The organism is Nicoliella sp. ESL1120 (assembly GCF_058508515.1).
This window is the reverse complement of sequence record NZ_CP196383.1, coordinates 434,513-461,504: the sequence shown is the minus strand read 5'-3', so window position 1 is coordinate 461,504 and position 26,992 is coordinate 434,513. Positions and strand designations below refer to the sequence as shown.

The window sequence follows — 26,992 nt, the reverse complement described above, 5'->3', positions numbered from 1 at the left end:
TTAAACGAACTTAACAAATTTCTTGTTACTAGTAATGTACTTACCGTGACCGATGTAGAAACGAGTCAAACCTCTGTAGTTTACAACCCGATTAACATGAAGTTCTTTGCCACGCTTGTAGTACTTACCACTTTCTGAATTAAAGGTCTTTGAACTATGAGTCCGAATTCCCTTATTGTTGATTACCTTAACGGTCTTGCTACCTGCATTAGCCATTTCACTCTTACTGTAGTAAGCGTTGACAATGTACTTGCGGTTAGCAGTAAGGTAACCCTTAGTCGAGTTAGCACTCAAATGACTCTTAACGTAGTAACGTACCAAGCCACTCTTAGAAAGGGCAATCTTAGAAACCTTAAATTCACTGATCTTGTTACGAGCCTTCTTGGCGTATCCAGCAACCTTTACACCATTACCAAAGGTAGCCTTACTGTGAACGTAAACGCCCTTGGTGTTGTAGATGTAAAGTGGGTGCTTCTTCAACTTACCATTGAATTCCTTAACGTATCCATACTTGTAACCAGCAGACTTACCAGCTAATGATTCCTTCGCATACTTAGTATCAGCCTTGGCTGCAGCTTTACCAGCGGCAACTTGCTTCAAGTAAGCTGCGCGTCCAGCAGCATAAGCCTTGTCGTAATTAGTTTCATAACCACTAGCTTCACCAGTAAAGTCTGACTTAGCAGTCTTACCCTTGTATCCTGCCTTGTAACCATCATAAGCACCAAGGTAAGTAGGTTGACTTGCGTATTCAGAAGACTTACCAGAATCGTCCTTAGCGTCAGAAACCCCTTCTTTGTAGTAGTCAGCAGTTGAGCTTAGGTTAGATTCACCTGAGAAGATGACCTTAGCAGCTAGGATGATTGTTTGATAATCACTAGCAGCACGACTAGCAGCTGAACTTGCCAATACCGTAGCAGAAGCAAGCACTGAGTTAGCAGAACTCAATTGCGTTGTTGCTGAGGCAGCAGATGCAGCAGCTGCGGAAGCAACTGATGCGTAACTGTCTCCAAGTGCAGCATCACCACGTGAGTAAGCGAGTGAAGCATTCGTATTCGCATTGTTAGCAGCGGTTTGAGCACTGTTAACAATCGAAGCAGCTGAATTAGCAGCAGAAGCAGCAGAGTTAGCAACTACCGTAGCGGAACTAGCTTGGCTGTTAGCAATTACAGCATCAGCAGATGCGGAAGTAATAACAGCGGCAGCAGAACTAGCTTGAGCAGCATAACTGATCAATGCTTGGTTACCAGCTGATTGAGCAGCAAGACTAAGTGCTTGACTAGCAATTTGAACAGCGGAACTAGCAGGCGTTGCAGTTTCTGAAGTGTTGGTGTAAGCAACAACTGAGTAACTATTTGCTAAGTTAGCATTACCGCTAACTTGACTGAACGTTTGAGCAGCTGCACTAGTTGAAGCGTTAGCAGCTGAAGCGTATTGACTAGCATTGTTAGACAAGTGCGTAACAGCGTAAGCAGCGGCAGCATCGCTTTGCGCAACTGAGTTAGCATTTTGAACCGTTACATTAGCGGAACTAGCAACTGATTGAGCAATTGCAGCAGCACTGGCAGCGGAAGTTGCAACTGAGTTTATGGAAGTAGCGTAGCTGTAGTATGAAGCAGCAGCACTATTAGCAGCGTTCATTTGTGAGTTCAATGAAGTAACAGCAGAGAAGTTACCTGCACTGGCGGCGCTAGCCACTTGACTAGCAAATGATACAGCCGCACTGGCTTGAGCACTTGCTTGAACATTGGCAGATGCAGCAGCCGAATTAGCAGAACTAGCAATACTACTGTTAGATTGAACAATTGCATTTGCACTCGCTACTTGAGAAGCAGCGGATGAAGCAATGACAGTTGCTGCAGAAGCTTCACTTGCATATGATTGAGCACTGCTGTTTTGAGTTGCTCCAGAAGCAATGAGTGAAGTAACTTGGGCTGCAGAACTAGCAGCTGAAGCTCCAGATTGAGCTTGAGAAGCATTTGCGCTTGCTGATCCAGCGTAGATTGAAGTTGCTGAGTTAGCTTGGGTAGCGCTAGATGCTTGAGAAGCAGTCGCGTTACTTTCAGCAGCCGCACTACTTGAAGCTTGTGATGCTGATTGAATAGCAGCACTTTGTCTTACGGATGCTGATTTAGCAACTGAGTTAGCAAGGGATGCAATTGCAAGCGCATTTGCTACAGCTGAATTGTCATTTGAGGCTACCACTGCAGCACTAGATGCTGATTGAGCAGCATTAGAAGCAACAACGGAAGCATTGACAGCTTGAACGGCAGCCGAACTAGCTAGGTTAGCTTGAGCAGCAGCGGATGCATTAGCAATCGCAGCATCAGATTCATCACCAGCACTAGCGTAACTCTTAGCAGCACTAGCATAGCTAGATGCGAGCGTTGCGGTAGAACTTGCAACCGAACTAGCAAGGTTAGCAGAATCTGCAGCGGAGCTTGCAGCACTCTTAGCTGATTGAGCAGCGGAGTTAGCAATTACAGCGTCTGAAGTTGCAGAGTTAGCAACTGAAGCAGCTGAATTAGCAACTGAGTTAGCAGACTTGATTACCACGTTGTCAGGGTGAGCCGAAGCAATGCTGTTCGTAGCAGATACAACGGAGTTCACTTGACCGTCTGCAGAGGTAGCAGCACTAGTTGATGAACTAGCATTGCTTGCATAACTAGCAGCGGCACTGGCATCTTGATTGGCACCATTAGCAGCATTCGAAGCAGCCGTGTTTGCACTAGCAGCTTCACTGGAAGTAGCAGTTGCGCTAGCTGATCCTTGAGTACCAGCAGCAGCGGCGGATGAAGCAGCGCTGTTGGCAGCAGCAGCCGTGTTAGCAGCATTGGTAGCAACCGTTGCATCGCTAGCGGCTCTAGCAGAAGCACTCGATGCTGATTGAACAGCGGTTGAAGCTGTTTGACTAGCAACGATGGCTTGACTAGCAGCTTGACTAGCAGCAGCAGCTTGGTTAGAAGCTACAACATTGGCGCTGGATGCAGATTCAGCATCACCTGCACTAGCGTAGCTGTTAGCAACACTAGCGGCGGATTCAGCGGCACTGGCAGCTTGACTAGCGTTAACACTAGCAGCGTTAGCAGAAGCAGCAGCACTTGATGCAGCTGACTTAGCTGATTGAGCATCAGCATTAGCAGAGTTAGCATCGGCATGGGCGGAACTAGCCACAGCAGAAGCCGAGTTAGCAACGGAAGCAGCAGAGCTGATTACCTTGTTAGCTGGGTTTGCTGATGAGAAGGCAGTTGCACTTGCAGCAGCACTTGCAGCAGTCGTATCGGCAGTCGATGCAGTGTTAGTTGAAGCACTGGCATCGGCAGCGTAACTGGATGCTAGGCTAGCATCGTTGTTGGCACCACTGGCAGCATTGGAAGCAGCTGTGTTAGCACCAGCAGCAACTGAGTTGGCAGTACTTGCACTGGCTGATCCTTGGTTACCAGTTGCGGCAGCATTCGAAGCAGCAGTGTTAGCTGAGCTTGCGATGTTGGCAGCATCGGTAGCAACCTTAGCATCATTAGCAGCCCGTACAGAAGCACTCGATGCTGATTGAACAGCGGTCGAAGCAACTAGACTTTGGGCAACGGCTTGACTGGCAGCTACACTGGCATTGGCAGCTTGTTGTGAAGCAACCGCGTTGGCGCTCGCAGCGGAAACGGTGTCCCCATTATCTGCGAAGACGCTAGCAGCATTAGCAGCTGATTCAGCGGATTGAGCAGCGGTGCTTGCGTTAACACTAGCAGCGTTAGCAGAAGCAGCGGCACTCGATGCAGCAGACTTAGCGGATTGAGCATCAGCATTAGCGGAGTTTGCATCGGCATGAGCTGAGCTTGCAACTGATGCAGCGGAGTTAGCAACTGAAGCAGCTGAACTAACTACCTTGTTAGCAGGATGAGCTGATGAGAAGGCAGTCGCAGTCGCAGCAGCACTAGCAGCATTGGTATCAGCAGTTGATGCTGTGTTAGTTGAAGCACTGGCATCGGAAGCGTAGCTAGCTGCTAAGGAAGCATCGTTGTTAGCACCACTGGCAGCATTGGAAGCAGCCGTGTTAGCACTAGCAGCAACTGAGTTAGCAGTACTTGCACTTGCTGATCCTTGGTTGTCGGCGTTAGCAGCGTTGGAAGCAATGGCATTAGCGGAGCTTGCCACGCTGGCAGCATCGGTAGCAACCTTAGCGTCACTAGCGGCTCTGACGGAAGCGCTGGATGCAGATACAACGGCAGTTGAAGCAGTTTGACTAGCAACAACAGCTTGACTAGCAGCTTGGCTAGCAGCATCAGCTTGGGTAGAAGCCACTACGTTAGCACTGGATGCAGAGTCGGCATTTCCTTCGTTTGCGTAACTCTTAGCAACACTAGCGGCAGATTCAGCAGCACTGGCAGTTTGACTAGCAGTAACGCTGGCAGCGTTAGCAGAAGCAGCGGCACTTGATGCAGCCGACTTAGCTGATTGTGCATCAGCGTTAGCGGAGTTTGCATCGGTATGAGCAGAACTTACAACCGCAGCAGCGGAGTTTGCAACTGAAGCAGCGGAACTAACTACAGAGTTGTTAGGATGTGCTGATGAGAAGGCAGTCGCAGATGCAGCAGCACTAGCAGCGGTGGTGTCGGCAGTCGATGCAGTGTTCGTTGAAGCACTGGCATCGGCAGCGTAACTGGATGCTAAGGCAGCATCGTTGTTAGCACCACTAGCAGCATTTGATGCAGCGGTGTTAGCGTTAGCAGCCTTGTTGGAAGCAGCATCGGCACTAGCGGAACCTTGATCACCAGCGTTAGCGGCGTTCTTAGCATCGTTATTAGCGGAACTAGCTAAGCTAGCAGCATCGGCAGCAGCCTTGGCATCATTAGCGGCTCTCACAGAAGCACTCGATGCGGAGACAACGGCAGTGGATGCAGTTTGACTTTGAACAACGGCTTCGCTAGCAGCTTGGCTCGCAGCGGCAGCTTGTTGTGAAGCAACCGCATTGGCACTGGCAGCAGATTCAGCTTCACCATTAGAAGCAAATACCTTAGCGGCGTTGGCAGCTGATTCAGCAGAACCTGCAGCTTGACTGGCGGTAACGCTAGCCGAGTTAGCGGAAGCAGCAGCGTTGGATGCAGCCGACTTAGCTGATTGTGCATCAGAGTTGGCTGAGTTTGCATCAGCATGAGCGGAGCTGGCAACCGCAGCAGCTGAGTTAACAACTGAAGCAGCGGAGCTAACCACCTTGTTGCCAGGATGTGCGGAAGCGTAGCTATTAGCGGAAGTAGCGTCATCAGCAGCAGAACTATCAGAATTAGCTGCATCACTAGTTGAAGCACTAGCTTCACTTGCGTACTTAGCAGCATTAGAAGCATCGTCGTTAGCACCACTAGCAGCGTTAGATGCAGCGGTATTAGCACTGGCAGCACTGGAGTTAGCAGTACTTGCACTAGCTGATCCTTGGTTACCAGTTGCGGCAGCGTTAGAAGCATCCGTGTTAGCGGAGCTTGCTAATGCGGCAGCGTCGGTAGCAACCTTGGCGTCAGAAGCGGCCCGAACAGAAGCGCTCGATGCGGAAACAACGGCAGTGGATGCAGTTTGACTAGCAACGATGGCTTGACTAGCAGCTTGGCTAGCAGCAGCAGCTTGGTTAGAAGCTACTACGTTAGCACTGGATGCGGAGTCGGCATCCCCTGCACTGGCGTAACTGTTAGCAACACTAGCGGCAGATTCAGCAGCACTGGCAGCTTGACTTGCGTTGACACTAGCAGTGTTTGCAGAAGCAGCGGCGTTAGATGCAGCCGACTTAGCTGATTGAGCATCAGAGTTGGCTGAGTTGGCATCTGCATGTGCTGAACTTACTACCGCAGCAGCGGAGTTCGCAACTGAAGCGGCGGAGCTAACTACCTTATCATTTGGATGTGCAGATGAGAAGGCAGTGGCGCTGGCAGCATCGGAAGCAGCATTCGTGTCAGCCTTAGATGCAGTGTCAGTTGAAGCACTAGCATCGGAAGCGTAGCTAGATGCTAAGGCAGCATCGTTGTTAGCACCACTGGCAGCGTTAGATGCGGCGGTGTTAGCATTGGATGCAACCGAGTTAGCAGCGCTGGCACTAGCGGAACCTTGATCACCGGCGTTAGCGGCGTTATTGGCATCGTTAGTTGCTGAACTAGCGGTCGATGCAGCATCTGCAGCAGTCTTAGCGTCGCTAGCAGCTCTATCAGCAGCACTGGATGCTGATTTAACAGCAGTTGATGCAGTTTGACTAGCAACAACAGCGTTTGATGCAGCAGTTGATGCAGTTGCGGCTTGAGCGGCAGCTGATGCATTGGCGTTATCAGCAGCTGATTGATCACCATCGCTAGCGTAACTCTTAGCAGCACTAGCATAACTAGATGCAAGTGTAGCAGCAGAACTAGCAACTACGTTGGCACTGCTTGCTGATTGAGCAGCAGTACTGGCGGTACTCTTAGCTGATTGGGCATCGGAGTTAGCAGAGTTGGCGTCTGCATGAGCGGAGCTGGCAACTGAAGCAGCGGAGTTAACAACTGAAGCAGCGGAGCTAACCACCTTGTTGCCAGGATGTGCAGAAGCGTAACTGTTTGCAGAAGTGGCAACGCTAGATGCAAGACTGTCAGAAGCAGAAGCTTGGCTAGTTGATGAATTTGCGTTGCTTGCGTAACTAGATGCTAAGACAGCATCATTGTTAGCACCACTGGCAGCGTTGGATGCAGCAGTGTTTGCACTAGCAGCTTCGGATGAAGAAGCATTGGCACTGGCATCCCCTTGGGTTCCAGCAGCGGCAGCGGCACTAGCAGCAGAATTGGCATCAGCAGCTTGAGAAGCAGCAGTTGAAGCAATTGATTGATCCCGACTAGCCCGACTCGTAGCATTTGCAGCATCGTTAGTTGCGTTGCTTGCTGCAGCAGCAGCCTTAGATGCAATTTGTTCTTGTGAAGCAGCACTATCAGCAGCACTTGCAGCGGCACTTCTAGCAGTTGACCGTTGGGCTGGAGTAGCGTTTGGATCACTAGCTGCAGAAGCGTAGCTAGCTGCTGATGAGTAAGCATCGGAAGCAGCACTTTGCGCACCACTAACTGCGGCAGAAGCAGAATTTACAACTCCTGAAGCACTGCTTACGATGGCGTTAGCAGCACTAGCATCGTTAGCAGCTTGACTAGCAACTGCTGAAGCTGAGTTAGCAGTTGAGTTAGCACTAGCAATGACGGAGTTCTTAGGATGAGCTAAGGCTTGTGATGCAGTGGCGCTAGCAGCAGAATTAGCACTGTTTGAAGCGTCCGTAGTGTTAGAAACAGCAGCACTGGTTACGGCTGAATCACTATTAACAGCGGAACTGTTACCAGAAACAGCGGCAGCATCGCTATCAGTGGCAGAATCAGCATTGGATGCCCGCTTCTTACTTTGGTTAGCGTCGTATTTAGCAGCTCTGGATTGAGCATCAGATGCAGCACTAGATGCAGTTGAGGAAGCTTGACTTGCAGCAGTTGAAGCTGCTGAAGCATTAGATGCAGCAGTTGAAGCAACCGTACTTGCACTAGCAGCAGCTGAATCTGCATTTTGAGCACTTGCGTTTTGTGAACTGGCAGCATCAGCAGCGGACTTAGCTTGACTATTGTAACTATCAGCAGCGGAACTGTTACCAGCAACGGCAGCAGATGAAGCTAAACTAGCAAGGCTAGTAGCAGCGCTCTTAGCTGAGGTTGCATTACTTCTAGCGTTAGATGCAGCAGTTGAAGCAGCATTAGCACTAGCAGAAGCAGAATCTGCAGCGGTTTTAGCAGATGCAGCAGAAGTCTTAGCATCATTTGCAGCAGATGCAGCAGATGCAGCGGTTGAAGCATCACTTGAAAGAGCTGAAGTAGTAGCAGGATCAGCTGAATTTTCATCGCTCATTACTGATGAAGCTACGCTTGAAGCACTATTAGCAGCATCAGCTTGTGAACTAGCTAGGCTAGCAGCGGAGCTAACTTGATTTGCAACTGAATCAGTTGCACTTGCGTTAGATGAAGTAGCAGCATTGTTCTTACCAGTATTGGTATTAGCATCAGCGGCTTCACTTTCAGCAGCAGAAGCTGAACTTGAAATGGATGAAGCAACGCTGGTTTGTGAATTTTGAGTTTGAACAGCATTACTGATGGCAGCACTAGCGGCAGAAGCAGCAGATGCAGCATTAGATGCAGCAACTGAGTCGGCTTGTGCCTTAGCATTAGCAGCAGATGCTGAATCAGTAGCACTCTTAACAGCGGCGGCGGCAGATGCGGCATTGGAACTGGCAGTTGATGCATTGGATGCAGCTTGGACTGCAGCGTTGGCATAACTGTTTCCAGCGGAGTAATCCTTAGCAGCGTATGCTGATGAGGCGTTTGAATTAGCAGCTGATGCATCGGTTGCGGCCTTTTGAGCAAGTGAGTTTTGGTAACTTGCGGTATTAGCAGCAGCATCGGCATTTGACTTAGCAGTTGAAGCTTGTGCATTGGCAGAACTAGCATCAGCTGAAGCACTTGAAGTAACAGTGTTGGCAGAGTTAATTACGGAAGCAGCGGAGCTAACAACGGTGTTGCTTGGGTTAGCAGAAACCGCATTGCTTGCGTATTGACTATCAGCACTAACTGCGGATGATGATACATCGGCACCACTATTAGCAGCAGATGCTTCACTAGAGTACTTAGCAGCATCTTGATCATCAGAACTAGCTTGACTAGCACTTACAGATGCCCCACTTGCAAATCCTGGTGCAACTGAGTTGGCACTAGATGCAGCGCTGGTATCAGCAGTTGCAGCAGATGAGTTAGCAGTACTTCCCTTGGTAGCATCACTACCAGCAGCAGAAGCAACGGCGTTAGCTGATTGTGCAACAGTATTGGCAGCAATTGCTTGAGAAGCAGCGTTAGATGCATCCTTAGCAGCTTGAGCGGCAGCAGCAGAAGCATTGTTAGCAATTACAGCTTGAGCAGCAGCGGCAGCGGCGGCACTAGATGCTAAGTCAGCGTAGCTCTTAGCATTTGACATGTTACCAGCACTAGATGCTGAATCAGCTTGGATAGCATAACTCAATGCAGCAGATGAATCATTACCAGCAGTGGTGTTAGCTGATGAAGCAACTGAGTTAGCACTATTTGCAGTAGATGAAGCTACCCGTGCGTTGCTAGATGCACTAAGGGCAGTTCCAGCAGCACTGGATGCAACCTTAGCAGCTGAAGCAGCAACGACAGCATCACTAGCAATTGATGAGTCAGTTGGGTTGTTAGATGCGGCGTTAACGGCAGCTGAAGCAGCATCACTGGCGTTAGCAGCAGCAGTACTTGCAGCATCGTTAGCGGAACTAGCAAGTGATGAACTAGAATCAGCAGAATTACTGTTAACTACAGTTCCAGAAGCAGCAGCACTGGCATCGGATGAAGCACTGGATGCAACTGGTTGAGCAGAAGCGGCTTCACTAGATGCAGCGTTGTTAACTGAAGTAACTGAAGCAGCAAGGCTGATCTTAATGGTTGAAACATTGTTAGCATCACTATTAGTAGCGGCCTTAGCTGAAGCTGCATTTTGTGATTCAGCAGTTGCCTTTTGAGCAGCACTAACGGCTTGGTTAGTGTATGATGAACCGTTCGAAGCAGCTTGACTAGCAGCGGAAACTGCTGAAACAGCTTGGCTAGCAGCAGTGGATGCATTAGCACTATCACCGCTGGCAGCGTAACTAGTAGCAGCGTTAGCATAACTTTGTGCAGCACTGGATGCAGCAACAGCAGCAGCGTATTGACTAGATGCTAATTGAGCAAATGAATTAGCATTAGAACTATCAATGACAGCATTCGATGCAGCAGTTGATCCAGCAGCAGATGCCTTAGAAGCATCAGCTGAATATGAAGCAACAAGGCTAGCATCAGAAGCAACTGAAGAGTTCGTTGGGTTTGCAGATGCAATGCTGTTAACTACGTCACCGTTAGAACTCAAGTTAGTAACGTCACCACTGGTTGCAGCGGAACTAGTTGCAGCATTGGATGCGTTAGATACGGCTGAAGCAGCAGCACTATTACCATCGTTAGATGCAACTGATGCAGCACTAACGAACTTGCCAGCACCAGCAGTAATTGTTTGAGCGCTTCCGGCGTTGGAAATAGCTTGACTAGCAGCAGTGGCACTAGCAGTGGCAGCAGATGCAGCGGAACTAGCATCAGCAGCAGTCTTGGAATCGGCAGCAGCCCGTGCAGAAGCACTAGAAGCCCGACTATCAGCATCAGAAGCAGCAGTAGATGCTGCAGTGGCACTTGATAATGCGGTATCAGCATCGGCAGCAGCGGATGCGGCCTTGTCAGCAAGTGACTTAGCATCAGAACCGTGAGCAGCAGATGCAGCGGAAGCATATGAATTAGCTTCGGATACAGCGGTAGATGCAGCAGTTGAGGCCTTGTTAGCATTATCAGAAGCAACGTCAGCATCTGACTTAGCCTTAGAAGCATCGGCAGAGGCACTGGTTGCATCAGCAGATGCGGAGTTAGCAGCTGAACTTGCGGAACTAACTACGGATGAAGCACTAGCAATTACAGAATTACCACTGTTATTACTGAAGATACTGTTAACAACGGAAGCAGCGGAGTTAACCCCACTGGTTGATTCGCTAGCTTCACTGGATGAAACGCTAGCTTGGCTGGACTTCAATGAAGCATCATTAGCGGCATTGGATACAGCAGCCGAGATTGAACTAGCAGCGCTGTTATCATCGTCGGCATGCTTAGCATCACTTCCAGCGTTAGAAGCTTCACCACTATCAATGGTGCTACCAGCTGAACTTTGGGCACTAGCAGCAGCGGATGCAGCTTCTGAAGCGGCCTTTGAGTCGTTATCAGCAGCAGCAGATGCGGAGTCAGCAGCGGATCTAGCATCACTGGCAGCCTTATTAGCAGCAGCAGCGGAGGAAGCGGCAGTCACAGCATCAGATGCATATGACTTCGCAGCAGATGCAGCGCTATCAGCAGCACTGGAATCACCAGCTACGGAAGCGGAACTAGCAGCAGCGGATTCCTTGGCAGCCCCAGCGGATGCTGTGGATGCAGCTGTGGATGCAGCATTGGCATTGCTACTTGCGATTGAAGCGGCAGTAGATGCAGATTGAGCAGCTGAGTTTTGAGCATTAGCATCCTTAGATGCAGCAGTGGCAGCAGCAGTGGCACTAGCAATTGCAGATGATGCAGAAGCAAGTGAGCTGTTTGATGGATTAGCTGAAATCATTGAGTTAACCACGGCAGCAGCAGAGCTAGTAGCAACAGATGCAGATTCAACAGCTGCAGATGATGACTTTACGCTATCGGCTTCGGATGAAACAGCAGCAGCGTTGGAGTCAGTATTAGCAGTTTCAGATGGAACTGGTGCAACGGCACTAGATGCAACTGAATCAGCAGAACTGGCCACGGAACTATCACCAGATACTTGAGCAACGTTAGCAGCAGCTTCAGAAGCAGCCTTAGAAGCAGCTTCGGCAGCACTAGATACAACAACTTGGGCACTAGCTGCACTGGTTGCTTGATCACTAGCAACGGATTGGGCACTGGATGCGGAATCACGAGCAGCACTGGCAGCACTGTTCAATGCGTCAGCGGAATTCTTAGCAGCAATGGCATTGGCAGCGTCAGCAGAAGCAGCTGAAACATTACCAGCATTGGCATCAGATCTAGCAGCAGATGCGGCAGATGCAGCAACTGATGATTGAACACTTGCGGATTGAGCTGCAGTATTAGCTGCAGATGCAAATGAACTAGCAGCAACGGAAGCACTATTAGCAGATGATGATGCAGAAGTTGCAGCATCTGAAGCATCGTTAGCAGCCTTAGAAGCAGCACTGATTACGCTGGATGCACTGTTAACAATAACATTGCTTGGGTTATTGCTGTGAAGGGAAGTAATTTCAGAATTAGCTGAGTTAACTGAGCCCATTGAATCGTCAGCAGTCTTAGATGATGCGCTCGCAGCAGCGGATGCCTTAGAAGCATCGGCTGCGAAGCTATCAGCACCATTGGAAGAACTTCCGGCGGTGTCCCCTGCTGAACTTGCAGCAATGGAGGCAGCCCGAGCAGCACTTTCGGCTGAGGTAACGTCATCATATCCACTTCCATTGATGGTGTGGATGTAGTTATTTGCGGATTGGGCTGCGGAATTAGCAGTGGATGCGTTCGTACTTGCAGATTGAGCAGCAGCACTAGCGGAACTCATATCACTTGCAGCACTTGAAGCATCATTGTTAGCAGCACTGGCATCAGCAGCAGCTTGAGCAGCTGAGGCAGCGGCTTCACTAGCAACCTTGGATTGAGCAGCGGCAGTTGAAGGATCCCCATTGGAAGCAGCGTTTTGGGCCGCAGCAGATGCGGAAGCAATGGCACTCGATGCACTTGATGCAACTGAGTTGGCACTGGATACCTTCGCACTATCACTGTTAGCCCGACTTTGTGCAGATTGTGCAGCAGAATTAGCACTCGATGCGGCAGTGGAGGCAGCAGCAGCACTAGATGCAGCAGCGTTAGCTTCAGAAGCAGCCTTACTCATTGCTGAGTTGTCAGAGTGAGCACTGGCCATTGAAGCAGCAGTAGAGGCAGCTGAACCAGCAGCAGCGGCACTGTTACTTGCATCGGCATTGCTACTTGCAACGCTGTTAGCAGAAGTGTCGGCTTCAGAAGCAGCCTTTGCGGTGTTAGCAGAATCACTTGAGATTGCAGATGAAGCACTCGATGCCTTGGCTGAATCACTAGCAATGCTGTTAGCAGTATTAATAGCAGCACTGGCAGCTTCAGCAGTACTTTGAGCAGCAGAAGCAGCTTGAGCAGCTGAACTAGCAATTGATGAGTCAGTGTTGGCCCGATCAGATGCAGACTTAGCAGCAGAAGCGGCATCGGATGCATTGTTTTCAGCAGTGGATGCAACGCTATTAGCAGATTCAGCAGCACTGGCAGCAGATTCGGCAGCGCTTGAATCGTATGGGTTGCTAGTGCTTGCAGCAGACTTAGCAGCAGCGTTGGCTGAACTTGCAGCAGAAGCGGCAGCGTCAGCGGTACTCTTAGCAGCGTATGCAGAAGACTCAGCGGCACTAGCTTGGTTCCCGGCAACGGAAGCATCAGCATTAGCAGATGCAGCAGCAGAACTAGCTTGGCTAGCTACGGCACTGGCATGATTAATAACCGAGTTGCTTGGGTATTGACTAGCAATTGAGTTAACAGCTGTAGTGGCAGTGCTAGTAGCACTAGCTGATGAACTAGTTACGGCACTTGCACTTTGGGCACTGTCATTGGCAATTGAAGCAGCCTTATAGTAACTGTCAGCATTGGATGCGTGAGCAGAAGCAGCACTCGCAGCATTGGAAGCCCGGTTGGAGTTTAATGCTGCATTGGATGAATCCAACTTAGCAGCCCGACTTTGGGCATCAGCAGCAGCTTGACTAGCTACGGCACCAGCAGAACTGGCAACTGAAGCAGCAGAACTAGCTACGGAAGCAGCACTGGATGCAACGGCTGATTCACTATCAGCTGTTGAACGAGCAGTGTTGGCAGAGTCAGCAGCAGCTGATGCAATGCTTGCTTGTTGTGAAGCAACGACACTGGCTGATTCTGCAGTAGAGTTATCACCAGTAGCAGCAGCACTCGCAGCTTCGCTAGCAGCAGTTGAAGCTGCAGACTTAGCAGCGTTAGCAGTTGAAGTAGCAGCATTGGCATTTGCAGAAGCAGATGCAACGGCAACACTAGCGGCACTAGCACTAGCAGTAGCACTAGATGCTTGGTTGTTAGCACTGGATGCAACGTTATCAGCAGAGCTAGCAACTGAGGCATCAGATGCAATGGAAGCATCACTAGAGTGACCAGATAGTGCAGAAATAGCAATTGAGTTAGCACTCGATGCATTACTGTTAGCATCTGAAGCGATCGAGTTGGCACTCGATGCCACACTGGATGAGATGGAAGCGTTGGATGCGTCGTTAGAAGCAACTGAGTTGGCATCACTGGTTCCATTACTGTTCTTAGCAGCAGCACTAGCAGCAGATGATGCGATGCTTGCATTCTTAGCAGCACCGGAAGCATATGCATTAGCAGCATTGGCAGCGCTATTAGCGGAGTCCAATGCGGTATTAGCATCAGAAGCAGCACTGGATGCCACGATCGATGCGGAAGTAGCAGTTGATGCAGCATTAGATGCGTCAACAACGGCTTGGCTAGCAGTGGATGAGTCGCCTTGGGCCTTAGTAACGGCGGAGCTAGCATCAGCAGCAGCTTGGGAAGCTACCCGCGCGTACTTGTCACCGGCAGCGTAGCTACCTGCTGAGTAAGCAGAAGCAGCAGCGGAACTGGCACTCTTAGCGGCGTCAACAGCAGAACTAGCAACTGAGTTTTGTTGAACAGCATCGTTTGAAGCAGCATCAGCAGCAGATTTAGCGTTAGAAGCAACTGAGTTTGCGCTAGATGCAACAGTGTTGGCTGAGTTAACCACACTGGTTGCGGAACTAACAACAACAGCAGCACTTGAAACGATCTTGTTTTGTGGATATTGAGAAGCAAGGCTATTTACGGCACTAGAGTCACCGGATGCGACGCTTGATGAAACGCCGACACCACTATTGGCATCACTAGCAACCTTAGCATAGCTATCAGCATTAGATGCATTAGTATTAGTAGCACTAGCAATTGGTGCAACGGTGCTGGAAGCAGAAGTAGCAGCAGAAACAGCTGAACTAGCAATGCTGTTCCCTGCTTGTGAATCAGCGGAGTTAGCGGATGAAGTTGCGCTACTCTTAGCATTGGCATCACTATCAGCAGAACTGGCAACGGCAGCATTAGATACAGCGGCACTAGCAGCAGAAGATGCAACGCTGGCAGCCTTATCACCAGCAGCCTTAGCACTAGCAGCAGCATTAGATGCAGCACTAGCAACCGAAGCAGCGGATTGAATCTTAGCAGCAGCTGATGCTGCAGCACTGGCAGCACTAGCGGCAGCTGAACTGTTATTAGCCTTAGCAGCAGATGATTCAGCAGCAGATGCGGATGAGAAGTCAGTATTAGCTGAACTAGCATCGGCATTGGCACTGGATGCAACTGAGTTGGCACTGGATGCAGTGGATGATGCAGAAGATGCATCTTGGGAAGCTGAGCTAGCGTCACTAGCGTTGGACTTAGCAGCACTAGCGGCACTGGATGCGGTGCTAGCATCTGAAGCAAGTGAAGCATCAGATGGATTTGCGGATGCAATCGAAGCAGCATCAGCAGAATCAACGGCAGCGCTATCAGCAGCTGACTTAGCAGCTGAGTTAGCTGAACTTGCGGTTGATGAGTCCTTGTTAGTAGCTGAACTAGCATCACTAGTATCACTAGCTGCGTTAGAAGTAGCAGTTGATGCAGATGGCACTACGGAGTTAGCTGAACTAACCACACTGTTGGCACTGGAGATTCCAGCAGAAACGGCGTTAGATGCGTTCGTAGCAGCATTGGATGCAACTTGAGCAGCACTGGATGCAACTGATTGATCAGAAGCAGCCCGTTGAGCAGCACTAGTAGCGTTTTGGGCAGCGGAGTTCGCAGCGTTAGATGCACTGTTAGCACTGCTCAAAGCAGTGTCAGCATTAGCAGCAGCAGATTCTGCTTGGCTGGCTAATGAGGAAGCATCGTTCCCCTTAGCAGAGGCAGCTTGACTAGCGTATGAACTAGCAGTGGATGCAGCATTTGAAGCAGCGGTTGAAGCAGCTTTAGCACTATCAACGGCAGAGTCAGCAGATGCCTTAGCAGCACTCGCAGCGCTATTAGCGATCACAGCGTCAGATGATGCTGATGAAGCAACAGCGGATGCGGATGCAATTGCAGATGATGCGCTGGATACAACTGGGTTATCACTGTTGTTACTGTTCAAGCTGTTAACTGTAGCAGATGCAGAACTAACGACACCAGCATCACTGCTAGTAAGTGAATTTGCAGAACTAGCATCAGCAGATGCCTTGGAAGCAGCATTGGAGTTCAATTGGGCAGAACTGAATGCACTTCCAGCAGCGGTACTGTCTTGACCAGCCTTAGCAGCAGCAGATGCGGCAGCAGATTGGTTGCCACTGTCCAATGCGTTTGATGCAGCGGCAGCAGCGGAAGTAGCGTCAGAGGCAGCACTCGAAGCAGTTGCACTATCACTATCGATTGCTGACTTAGCAGCATCGGCAGCCTTACTTGCGGCTTCAGCAGAAGCACTTGCGGATTTCGCAGCGTTGCTTTCATCAGAAGCTTTGCTTGCGTATGAAGCAGCGTTACTTGCAGCGGTTGAAGCAGCACTGGTGTCCCCTGACTTAGCAGCATTGCTGGCAGCAGTTGATTGAGCAGCAGCTTGACTGGCAGCATCAGCAGCAGCGGAGTTAGCTGAACTAGCAGCTGAACTAGCTACAGATGCGGTCGTGCTTGCTGATTGAGCAATTGAGTTTTGGTGAGATGCGTCGGCACTAGCAGAACTAGCAGCGGAGTAAGCACTACTTACAACGGAAGTAGCACTGTTAACGGCACTGTTGCCAGGGTTGTTAGATGCCATTGAAGAAACGGAATCCTTAGCGTCAGATGCGCTAGTCGTAGCTTGTGAGATCGCACTGTTTACGGAACTTACTACGCTAGCAACTGCTGAAGCACTTTTGGCACTATCAGTTGCGGAGCTGGCAACTGATGGCACATCGTTTGCAGTGGACGATGCAGCAGTAGAAGCAGCAGCGGCGGAATTGTTAGCAGCGTTTCCACTGTTAACGTTAGCGGTTGCAGCTTCTTCTGCTGACTTAGCAGCGGCGTTAGCACTAGCGGCAGTGGATGAAGCAGTGGATGCCTTCGCAGAAGCAGCACTAGCATCGGAAGCGGCACTGGATGCATCGGCGTTAGCGCTCGATGCGTCGGTAGCGGCACTTTGGGCACTGTCAGCCTGTTGACTGGCAATGGTAGCTTCGCTTTGGGCAGTGGCTGAATCACCCTTAGCAGCAGCGGAACTAGCGGCAGCGGATGCGGAACGAGCAGCTGAAGCGGCACTACTTGCAACGGTGTTGGCACTGGATGCCTTAGAGTTGTCGGAACTAGCCCGAGTGTTAGCAGAACTAGCAGATGCATTCGCATTGGAGGCATCAGTGCTAGCTGAACTTGCAGCAGCAGATGCAGCACTAGCTACCGAGTTAGCACTGGATACGACCGTGTTATCTGGGTTAGCAGATGCAATGGAAGCGGTCGTACTTGCATATGAAATTGCACTGGAAGCATCACTGATTGTAGCTGTATTAGAATTAGCAACACTGTCAGCGTCTGAAGCAACTGAGTTAGCGTGTGATGCAGCATTTGAAGCATCAGAAGAACCACTGGCAGAACCAGTTGCGGCACTCGATGCAGCAATGGATGCTTGGTTAGCTCTATCAACAGCGTTAGCAGCTTCAGAGTTTGCACCTGCGCCAGCGTTAGCATTCGCAGAAGCGTCTTGAGCGGCCTTTTGGGCAGCAGCGTTGGCACTAGCGGCAACAGATGAAGCAATGGATGCCTTAGCAGATGCAGCACTGGCGTTAGCGGCAGCTGAAGAAGCATCAGCATTAGCATTCGATGCGTCGGAAGCGGCACTTTGGGCACTGTCAGCCTGTTGACTAGCAACGGTGGCTGCACTTTGGGCAGCAGATGAATCACCCTTGGCGGCAGCTTCACTAGCGGCAGTGGATGCAGAACGAGCTGCAGAAGCAGCGGTACTTGCAACACTGTTAGCATTCGATGCCTTAGCGTTGTCAGAGTCAGCTTGCGACTTAGCAGCGGAAGCGGCGGTGCTAGCATTATCAGCATCACTAGATGCAGATGCAGCAGTTGCAGCAGCTGTGGAAGCAGTGGCAGCGTCACTGGAAACCGCTGTGTTGCTTGGGTTAGCCGAAGCAATTGACTTAGCGTTATCGGCAGCTGTCGAAGCAGCTGCGGCGTCTGACTTAGTAGCAGAACTAGAAGCAGTAACACTAGCAACATCAGAGTTAACTGAGTTAGCGTGTGATGCGGTATTAGAAGCATCAGCTGAACCACTGGCAGAACCAGTTGCGGCACTGGATGCGTCAACGGAGGCTTGGTTAGCTCTGTTTACGGCGTTGGATGCATCGGTGTTAGCACCTGATCCAGCGTTAGCATTCGCAGCAGCGGAGGAAGCGGCTTCACTAGCGGCCTTAGCAGCATCTGAGATGACACTGGATGCACTTTCGGCCTTGGATGCAGCGCTTGAACCAGCAGCAGCTTCACTGGCAGCGGAAGCAGATGCAGAAGAAGCATTGGCATTATCAGTATCAGCAGCCTTTTGTGCATTTTCAGCGGAAGTAGCAGCTTCACTCGCACCAGAAGCATCACCGGCAGAAGCCTTAGAGTGCGCAACGGATGCAGCGGAACTAGCAATTGAAGCTTGGGTGCTGGCATCATTAGCAGCTGAATTTGCAGCAGATGCGTATGAACTAGCAGCAGAACTAGCTGAGTTAGCAGCACTGGATGCGTCGGTAGCGTCCTTAGAAGCGGATGCAGCAGTGGATGATGCACTCGTAATTGAAGCAACCGCATTCGAAACAGCTGAGTTGCTTGGGTAAGCACTCTTCAAGCTGTTTGCAGAACTGGATGCATCAGTAATCGAACTAAGTGATTGGGCAGCGGTGCTAGATGCAGAGCTGGCAGCCTTAGAGTAGTCATCAGCTGCAGATGATGCACTGGTAGCCCCACTTGAGGCGTTGGAAGCATCATTAGCAGCGGCAGAAGCGTCACTCTTAGCAGCTGAAGCAGCACTATCGGCAGCAGTCGTGGCCTTATCTCCGTTAGCAGCGTTGGCAGCGTCTTGAGCGGCCTTTTGAGCAGCGGCATTAGCACTAGCAGCAACGGATGATGCAGTCGATGCCTTAGCTGAAGCAGCACTAGCGTTCGATGCAGCTGAAGAAGCATCGGCATTCGCATTTGAAGCGTCAGTAGCAGCACTTTGCGCACTGGATGCTTGTTGACTGGCAACATCGGCAGCACTTTGGGCAGCAGATGAATTACCATTAGCAGCGGCTTCGCTAGCGGCACTGGATGCAGAACGGGCTGCAGATGCAGCAGTACTTGCAACGATGTTAGCACTGGATGCCTTGGCGTTGTCAGAGTCTGCTTGTGACTTAGCAGCAGCGGCAGTGGAACTAGCACTGTTTGCATCGTTAGATGCGGATGAAGCGACAGCAGCAGCAGATTGGGCAACTGAGTTCGCACTGGATACCACCGTATTATTTGGATTTGCAGATGCAATCGCAGAAGCTGTCCCAGCGTAAGATTGGGCAGATGAATTAGCTAAACTAGTGGCGTTGCTGGAGTTAGAAACATTGGCAACGTCTGAAGCAACTGAGTTAGCGTGGGATGCAGCATTCGAGGCGTCAGCGGATCCATTTGCGGAACCAGTGGCGGCACTGGATGCTTCACTGGAAGCCTTGTCGGCATTATCAACTGCAGTTGAAGCTTCGGCATTAGCGCCTGAACCAGCATTAGTATTCGCAGCAGCGGCACTGGCAGCGGCACTAGCAGCTTGAGCAGCACTAGCAATTGCGGAAGAAGCATTAGATGCCTTTTCAGAGGCAGCCTTTCCAGAAGCAACTTGGGAATCAGCAGCAGTACTTGCAGCTTCGGCAGCACTACTATCGGTTTCAGCAGCGGTTTGAGCAGCTTTAGCAGTTGCGGCAGCTGAACTAGCCAATGAAGTATTCCCAGCGGAGGCAGCGGAGTGTGCAATTACTGCAGCTGAACTAGCAGCCGTACTTTGGGCATTAGCATCACTCGCAGCTGTAGAAGCAGCAGCAGCATATGAACTAGCAGCAGCACTGGCGGAGTTAGCATCACTAGAGGCATCAGTGGCGTCCTTAGTAGCAGAACTAACTACCCCAGCAGCACTAGAAATCGTAGCAGCAGCACTGCTTACGGTTGCGTTGCTTGGGTATTGACTCGTCATTGAGCTGATTGAGTTTTGCGCTGAAGCAACTGAGGTTGCTGATTGAGCAGCAGTGCTGGAAGCGGAACTAGTTTCAGCTGAGTAGCTATTTGCAGCCGTATTAGCACTGGAAGCCCCACTGGTAGCGTTGGATGCAGCCTGATTGGCAACGGATGCCGCTTCACTGGCAGCCTTCGCAGCGGAATCAGCAGCGTTCGCAGCAGAATCACCATTTTTAGCAATTGAAGAAGCATTAGCATCAGCAGCTTGAGCAGCAGCGTTGGCACTGGATGCAACTGATGAAGCAGTTGATGCCTTCGCAGAAGCAGCATTGGCGCTATCTGCAGCTGAAGAAGCGTCGGCATTGGCATTCGATGCGTCAGTGGCAGCATTGGATGCTACAACGGCTGCGGAATTGGCAGCAGAAGCAGCACTGGATGCACCAGCTGAATCACCATTCGCAGCGGCTTCACTGGCAGCGGTTGATTGAGCACGCGCAACGGACGCAGCAGAACTAGCCGTCGTGTTAGCACTAGCTGCCTTGGCATTGTCAGAGTCAGCTTGTGACTTAGCAGCAGCGGCAGTAGAACTAGCATTATCGGCATCACTAGATGCGGATGCAGCGACGGAAGCAGCAGAACTAGCAACTGAAGCGGCACTGGAAATAGCTTGATTACCGGAGTTAGCACTAGCAATTGACTTAGCATCATTAGCATATGAATTAGCGGATGAAGTAGCTAGACTAGTAGCATTGCTGGAATCAGTAACACTGGCAACGGTAGAAGCAACGGAGTTAGCGTGTGATGATGCATTGGAGGCATCAGAAGCACCGTTAGCAGAACCAGTTGCGGCACTGGATGCAGCAATCGAAGCACTGTCGGCACTCTTAACGGCATCACTGGCGTTACTATTAGCAGTTGATCCACCATTTACGTTTGCAGATGCAGCAGATGCAGCAGAGCTTGCGGATTGGGCAGCACTACTAATGGCTGCAGAATCACTAGATGCTCGAGAAGCAGCACTCTTGGCCTTGTCAGCTTCACTGGCTGCAGCGTTAGCTTCAGAAGTTGCGTTACTACTATCGGCAGATGCTTGCGCAGCAGCACTTTGCGCAGTGGCGTTAGCAGAACTAGCAGCATTAGCGTTCCCAGCATTGGCAGCGGAACTAGCAGCAGCAGCAGCGGATTTAGCAGTAGCAGCTTGGGCACTCGCATCACTAGCAGCGGCACTTTGGGCGGCAGCGTGTGAACTAGCAGCAGCGCTGGCGGAGTTGGCATCATTGGATGCTGAAGTTGCGTCATTGGCAGCGGAACTAGCAGTCGATGCGGCACTTGAGATGACAGCAGAAGCACTGCTTACGGCAGCGTTACTTGGGTAAGCACTGTTCATGCTGTTTGCAGCACTTTGGGCTGGAGCAATTGAGGATGCAATTGAGGAACCAGCGGCTGCGGAATCAGCACTAGCAACAGATGATGCACTCTTGGCAGCATCGTTAGCACTATTAGCACTGGATGATGGTGTTGCAGCATTAGATGCATCAGCAGCAGCCTTTGATGCAGCGGCTGCAGCGGATTGAGCATCAGTAGTTGCAGAACCAGCAATTGAGTTAATCGTATTATTTGCGGATTGAACCGTATTATTTGCGGATGAAGCAACAGCGTTGGCACTCGATGTAACAACAGAAGCACTCGATGCGATCGAAGCCTGAGTACTAGCATCGTTATTAGCATTTGATGCGTCAGTTGCAGCATTCGAAGCAATGGCAGCTTGACTAGCAGCAGTACTTGCTTCAGCACTAGCAGTTGAATGATCACCCTTAGCAGTAGCAGAAGCAGCAGCTGCGGATGCGGAGTCTGCGGCAGCATTGGCAACACTAGCAGCAGCGTTGGCACTGGATGCCTTCGCATTGTCACTATCCGCCTGAGCCTTAGCAGCTTGAGCAGAGCCATTAGCAGCAGAAGCAACACTAGCAGCAGAACTAACGATTGAAGTGGCGGAAGATGCCACGACAGCGGCGCTAGAAACTGCTGAATTACCTGAGTTAGCAGAGGCAACGGATTGGGCATTGCTGTTGGCAGAAGATGCAGCTGCAGATGCTGAGTTAGCAGATGAATTATTAATTGCGGCACTAGATGCGTCAACACTAGTGGTATTAGCCCGTGAAGCCGCATTGGATGCATTTGATGATCCACCATTAGCGGCAGCGGAAGCAGCATTTGAAGCACTAGATGCAATGGAACTAGCACTATTACCAGTACTTGCAGCAATACTACTTGCAACTGAACTAGCATTAGCAGCAGCGGAATTAGCTGCAGTAGCAGCGGCACTCGCAGACTTCAAGTTAGCAGCCACCACTGATTCAGCGGAAGATGCCTTCACGTTGGCAGCAGAAGCGGCGGAAGTGTAAATGTTCAAATTGCTATCAGCAGTTGATGCATTGGTGCTTGCAGAACCAGCGGCAATTAATGCATTTTGTGCAGACGCACTATTACCAGCAGAAGCAAAGCTTTGGGCCGCTGATAATTGAGCAGCAACAGTCGATACGGCAGCAGAAGCTGCAGCGGCTACTGATGATGCATTACTTTCAGCAGCATCAGCTGAAGCCTTAGCCACTTGGGCATCTGAATTAGCAGATGAACCAGCAGAATAAGCGGCTGACAAAGTAGCAGAAGCTGAAGATGCTACTGATTGGTCATTCTTGATATCCGCATTGGATGGGTAAAGACTAGCAATGCTGTTAACACTGGTGAAGTCTGAATCCACAGCGGACTTGTTGTTATTGATCGTGCCATCTTCGGAGTTAGCTTGACTAGCTAATGAATCAGCGCTAGAAGCTTGAACACTGGTGTAAGCAGAGCTGAGCGCAAAGGCAGCAATTGCAGCACTCATTTCATCAGAAACGGCCTGAGAAGCAGCCAATGATCCATTGGCATTGATTGAAGTAACGGCTGAGGATTGGTTGTATGCAAGCGCAGCTGCTGAAGCGGCTTGGGAAGCGTAGCCGGAAACCAAGCTGTTAACTGAAAGTTGGGCGCTCGCTCCTGAAACAGCGGCAAAACTTTTAGCTGCTGAAGAGGCCTGAATAGCATATGTGCTAGCAGCCGTTGAAGCTGCAAAGGCAGACGAAATTGCGTTGCTTGCCGCTACACTAGCGGAGCTAGCTAATGATGATTGCGAGCTTGCATCCTTGTTAGCAGCACTAATTGCAGCTACAGCAGAACTAACCGTTGCTGAATAACTAGAGTTGCTTGAAAGCGCACTACTGTCACTAGCTAATGATTGCGCAGAGCTGTTAAAGCTGGAAACAACACTAGAAGCGCTAGAAGCAACGCTAGAGTATGAAGTCATCCCACTAGCTACTGATTGAGCAGCAGCAGCGTATGAACCGGCACTAACGGATGCAGATTGCGCAGCACTAGTGTATGAACCGGTGTTATCTGGGGCCTGAGCATTCCCAGCGATGGTCCCGCTAGTGGTACTACTATTATTTACAATGGCTGAAGTAGCAGGGTTAAGGGTACTGTTGCTAGCAACAGTGCTATTACCACTAGTCTTAATTTCAGTCTGGTTATTAGTAACCCCATATTGAGCATCAACTTTAACGTCGGTAACTGAAGTTGGCAAACTAACGGCATTCAATGGACGGGTGTAAGTGTAAGTGTAAGTCCCATCAGAATTAGATGTGAAGTTTGAGACTGGAATAGCAATCGTGTAGGCATTCCGATAATCAGATTCACTAACCCCTGATGCTAACGAAGCTTGCGCAGAATCAATAATCATTCCATTACTATCAACTGCAGCACTCGCTGGGTTATCATTTGTCCCTGGTTTTTCATCATTTCCATTAGTATTAACCCGAACGTAAACATACCCATCAGTGGTTTTAACGTTAGCAAGCTCCAACTTAGTTGCTAATGAGAAGCCACTTAGTGCACTACTATTCGTAACTAAATATGGCTGCCCACTGATGTAAACGGTTGGAACGGCATGGAATGATAGATATTTATTATTAACGTTATCAAATGAAGTTAACGAATTGTCAGCAACTTGTTGACCATATTGGTTCAGAACTTGGATTACACTTCCGTTATTGCTAGATGTGGTATTAATACTAATCAAGTATTGTGGGGTCTGGTCAGTAGTACCATCAATTTGACCAAAAACGGAATAGGCATTAATTGGAGTAGTAACGAAGAATTTCCCGGCACCTGGTTGTGAGGAATCATAGGTTAAACCAGTCTTACTAAAGATCACGTTGCTACCAGGGTTATTAATGGTAACAGACCCTGTATTATTAAGTAAGGTCATTGCAGGGTTAGTATTTGCACCTTGATCGTAAATTAACAAGTTCCCACGGTTTTGAACGTTTAGGCTCCCAGAAAGAGTAACTAAGTCCCCACCGATATTAGTAGCGTTATTAGTAGCGTGAACATTGAAAGTTCCACCATCTTGAACGTTAACATTCCCAGCAATAAAAGTAGGATTGGTGTCGACAGGGTTATTATTATAAGTAACGTTTAGTGAACCACCATCAATATTCACACTTCCACCACTAGCAACATAAAGAGCAGATGCGGCTCCATTTCCAGGAGTAATATTTAAAGTAGCACCCTTACCAATAGATAGGTTAGAGCTACTACCGGTTAACAATATACCTCTAGATCCTCTTGCACCATTACCAGTGTAGTAGTTTTCAGGGTTCCCCTTGGAAAGATCGGTATAAGGAACTAAATTCATGGTAGCACCTTGATCTAACTTAAGGTTTCCACCTAATTCAACATTATTACCATTTTGAGTCTGACCATAGTAATATGCATTTGGTAATACTTCCATATTAGTAACTTGAAAGTTTTGTTGAGTTGGTGCATCAGTTACTTGATTAGACCTAAATGGACTGGTGTATTGACCCTCACTAATAACGCTAACCCCACCATCAAGATATAGGTTAGGCAAAGTAGGCCCATAGAACAGTTGAGATCCTTCAAAGTTAAGGTTTCTATAGGTTAAACTTCCTGAAGTTGAGTTATAAAGGTTAATTGCACCATATTCATTCGTCCCATACATCTTAGCAAAGTTTTCAATGGTTAAGCTACCGATGTTATATGGGTTTTGATGCATTTGCCCAAAATCAACAACGTGATTTTGACCATTAACAACAATGTTAAGGTTTGAATTAGAAGGAGCGGAAGAACCCGCCGAAGTATAGTTATAATCACTAGTAAATCTAATTGTATTCGTTCCGCTATTGGAGAGACCAAGAAGGGTATCTAAGGTTGAATTAGGAGTGTTGTAAGTAAGGAAGTAGTTATTCTGGGTATTAACCTTATTGGCAACATCATTATAACCATACTGGTAGTTATTAGTGGTGCTATTCTTTTGGGCCGTAGTTAAGTTAGTAACCGATTGAATGCTCCCAGTTTGTTCGTTGTTAATTGCAGCTTGCGCCCCATTGTAGGCCTGGATGTAAGGGTTATTGGTATTCGTACTGGTATTTAAGACCGTGTAACTACCCTTACCATCGGCCCCATTCCAACGACCGGTTTCGGCATCATAAGCCCCCTGGCGACCCAGGAAGTAGTCAATGGCGTAGTTATAAGCTAGCGATTGAGTTGGGGCTGCGGTGTTAATTCCAGTCCCAGTCAAAACACCTGCGGTGCCACTGGTAACGTTATTCCCAGAAGTTGCTTCAGCACTATCACTAGGTGAGTTCACAACTTGGGCGGAGTTACCCCGGTTGACGGAACCACTGGTGTAGCTAGTTTGTTGGCCAAGACCACCAGAACCATAGATCGCAGAACCTGATTGAGTCCCAGCACTAGCATTTAAGCTATTGTAAGTATTGAATGCATTGATTGTGGCATTGTAACCTTGCACGTAGAACGCATTGCTAGCGTTAAATGAGCCTGCTGAATCGGCAGACTTAGTATCATCTGGATGCAAGGAGTTCCAAGCAGCCACGGCCCCAGCATTAGCGGCGTAGTAAGCTTGAACCCCATCAGAAAATCCGCTTGCGCTTTGAGCACTAACGCTAGTTCCAGAAAATGCAGCTGAAGAAGCAGCTGAAAGTCCACTAGCGAATGCTGAACTATACGCACTATAGTCACTAGTAGCAGAAGCGACCGCACTAGCGAGGCTGGAATTACTTCCACTATATGAGTACGTCGATCCATTTGAAGATGCGGTGTATGCAGCAGAATAAGCCGAACTGTAAGCTACTGAATTCGTGTAGCTTGCAATTCCGCTATTATAGTTAGGATCTGAGCTACTAGCAAGCGTCTTACCAGCTGAAGCTGCAGATGCAGCAGCTGAGAAACCAGCACTGATGGCAGCACTGATTTGAGCTGAGGTCGATGATGGAGTTGTTGAACCCTCACCATCACGGAAACTAATTACATCACTGGTAACATCACTAGTCGTTGAAGCTGATGACGAACCTGAATTAGTCGTTGAGCTATTGGAGTCAGCTGAACTAGTGGTAGTAGAGTTAGAAGATGATGCTGTAGCAGCTGAAGCCGCTGAAGCATCATACTCTAAGACCCCTTTATTGTAATTATCATCTGAACTAGCTGGTACTGAAGTACCGTTCTTTTCGGCTAATGAAGCCGCAGCAAAACCAGCGCTTTCTTCTGATTTAGCAGAAGCGCTTGCAGAACTTGCAGAGCTATCATCAGCTGATGAACTCTTCGTATTATCACTTGACGAAGTAGTTGATTTACTATCCGAACTAGTAGTATCGCTGCTAGCTGAACTAGAAGTCGTTGAGCTGGCACTACTACTTGAAGTGGTTGAGCTATTGCTTGAAGCACTAGCAGAACTAGTCGTACTATCAGAAGCGCTAGTCTTAGATCCAGCATCAGAAGTGCTTTGTTCATCTTCATTAGCTGATCCAGAACCGTATGTAGAGCTAGTATTAGCATCGGCCTTAACAGTGACAGTTCCATGACTCACTGCCGCTGCTCCTCCTAGTAATGAAAGCATGGATAGTGAAACTACTACCCAGTGCTTCTTTACTTTCCGAAGGACTTTTTTATCATTAACTTTATTAAATTGAAATTTATTATAAAGCATGAGGACATCCCCTTTTGCGTCT

The 26,992-nt window shown here is 49.3% G+C and carries 1 protein-coding gene; it reads right to left on the bottom strand.

Translation table 11 applies throughout. The features are described 5' to 3' along the window. On the bottom strand, nt 1–26,970 hold the full coding sequence (locus ACSYTE_RS01950) for a DUF5776 domain-containing protein (RefSeq protein ID WP_491717041.1): 26,970 nt from the start codon (nt 26,968–26,970) through the stop codon (nt 1–3). Nucleotides 26,971–26,992: the final 22 nt, after the last annotated feature.

Bases quoted from the DNA above. Each gene is read 5' to 3' on its own strand.
- ACSYTE_RS01950 (WP_491717041.1), bottom strand. From the start codon at position 26,970: ATGCTTTATAATAAATTTCAATTTAATAAAGTTAATGATAAAAAAGTC.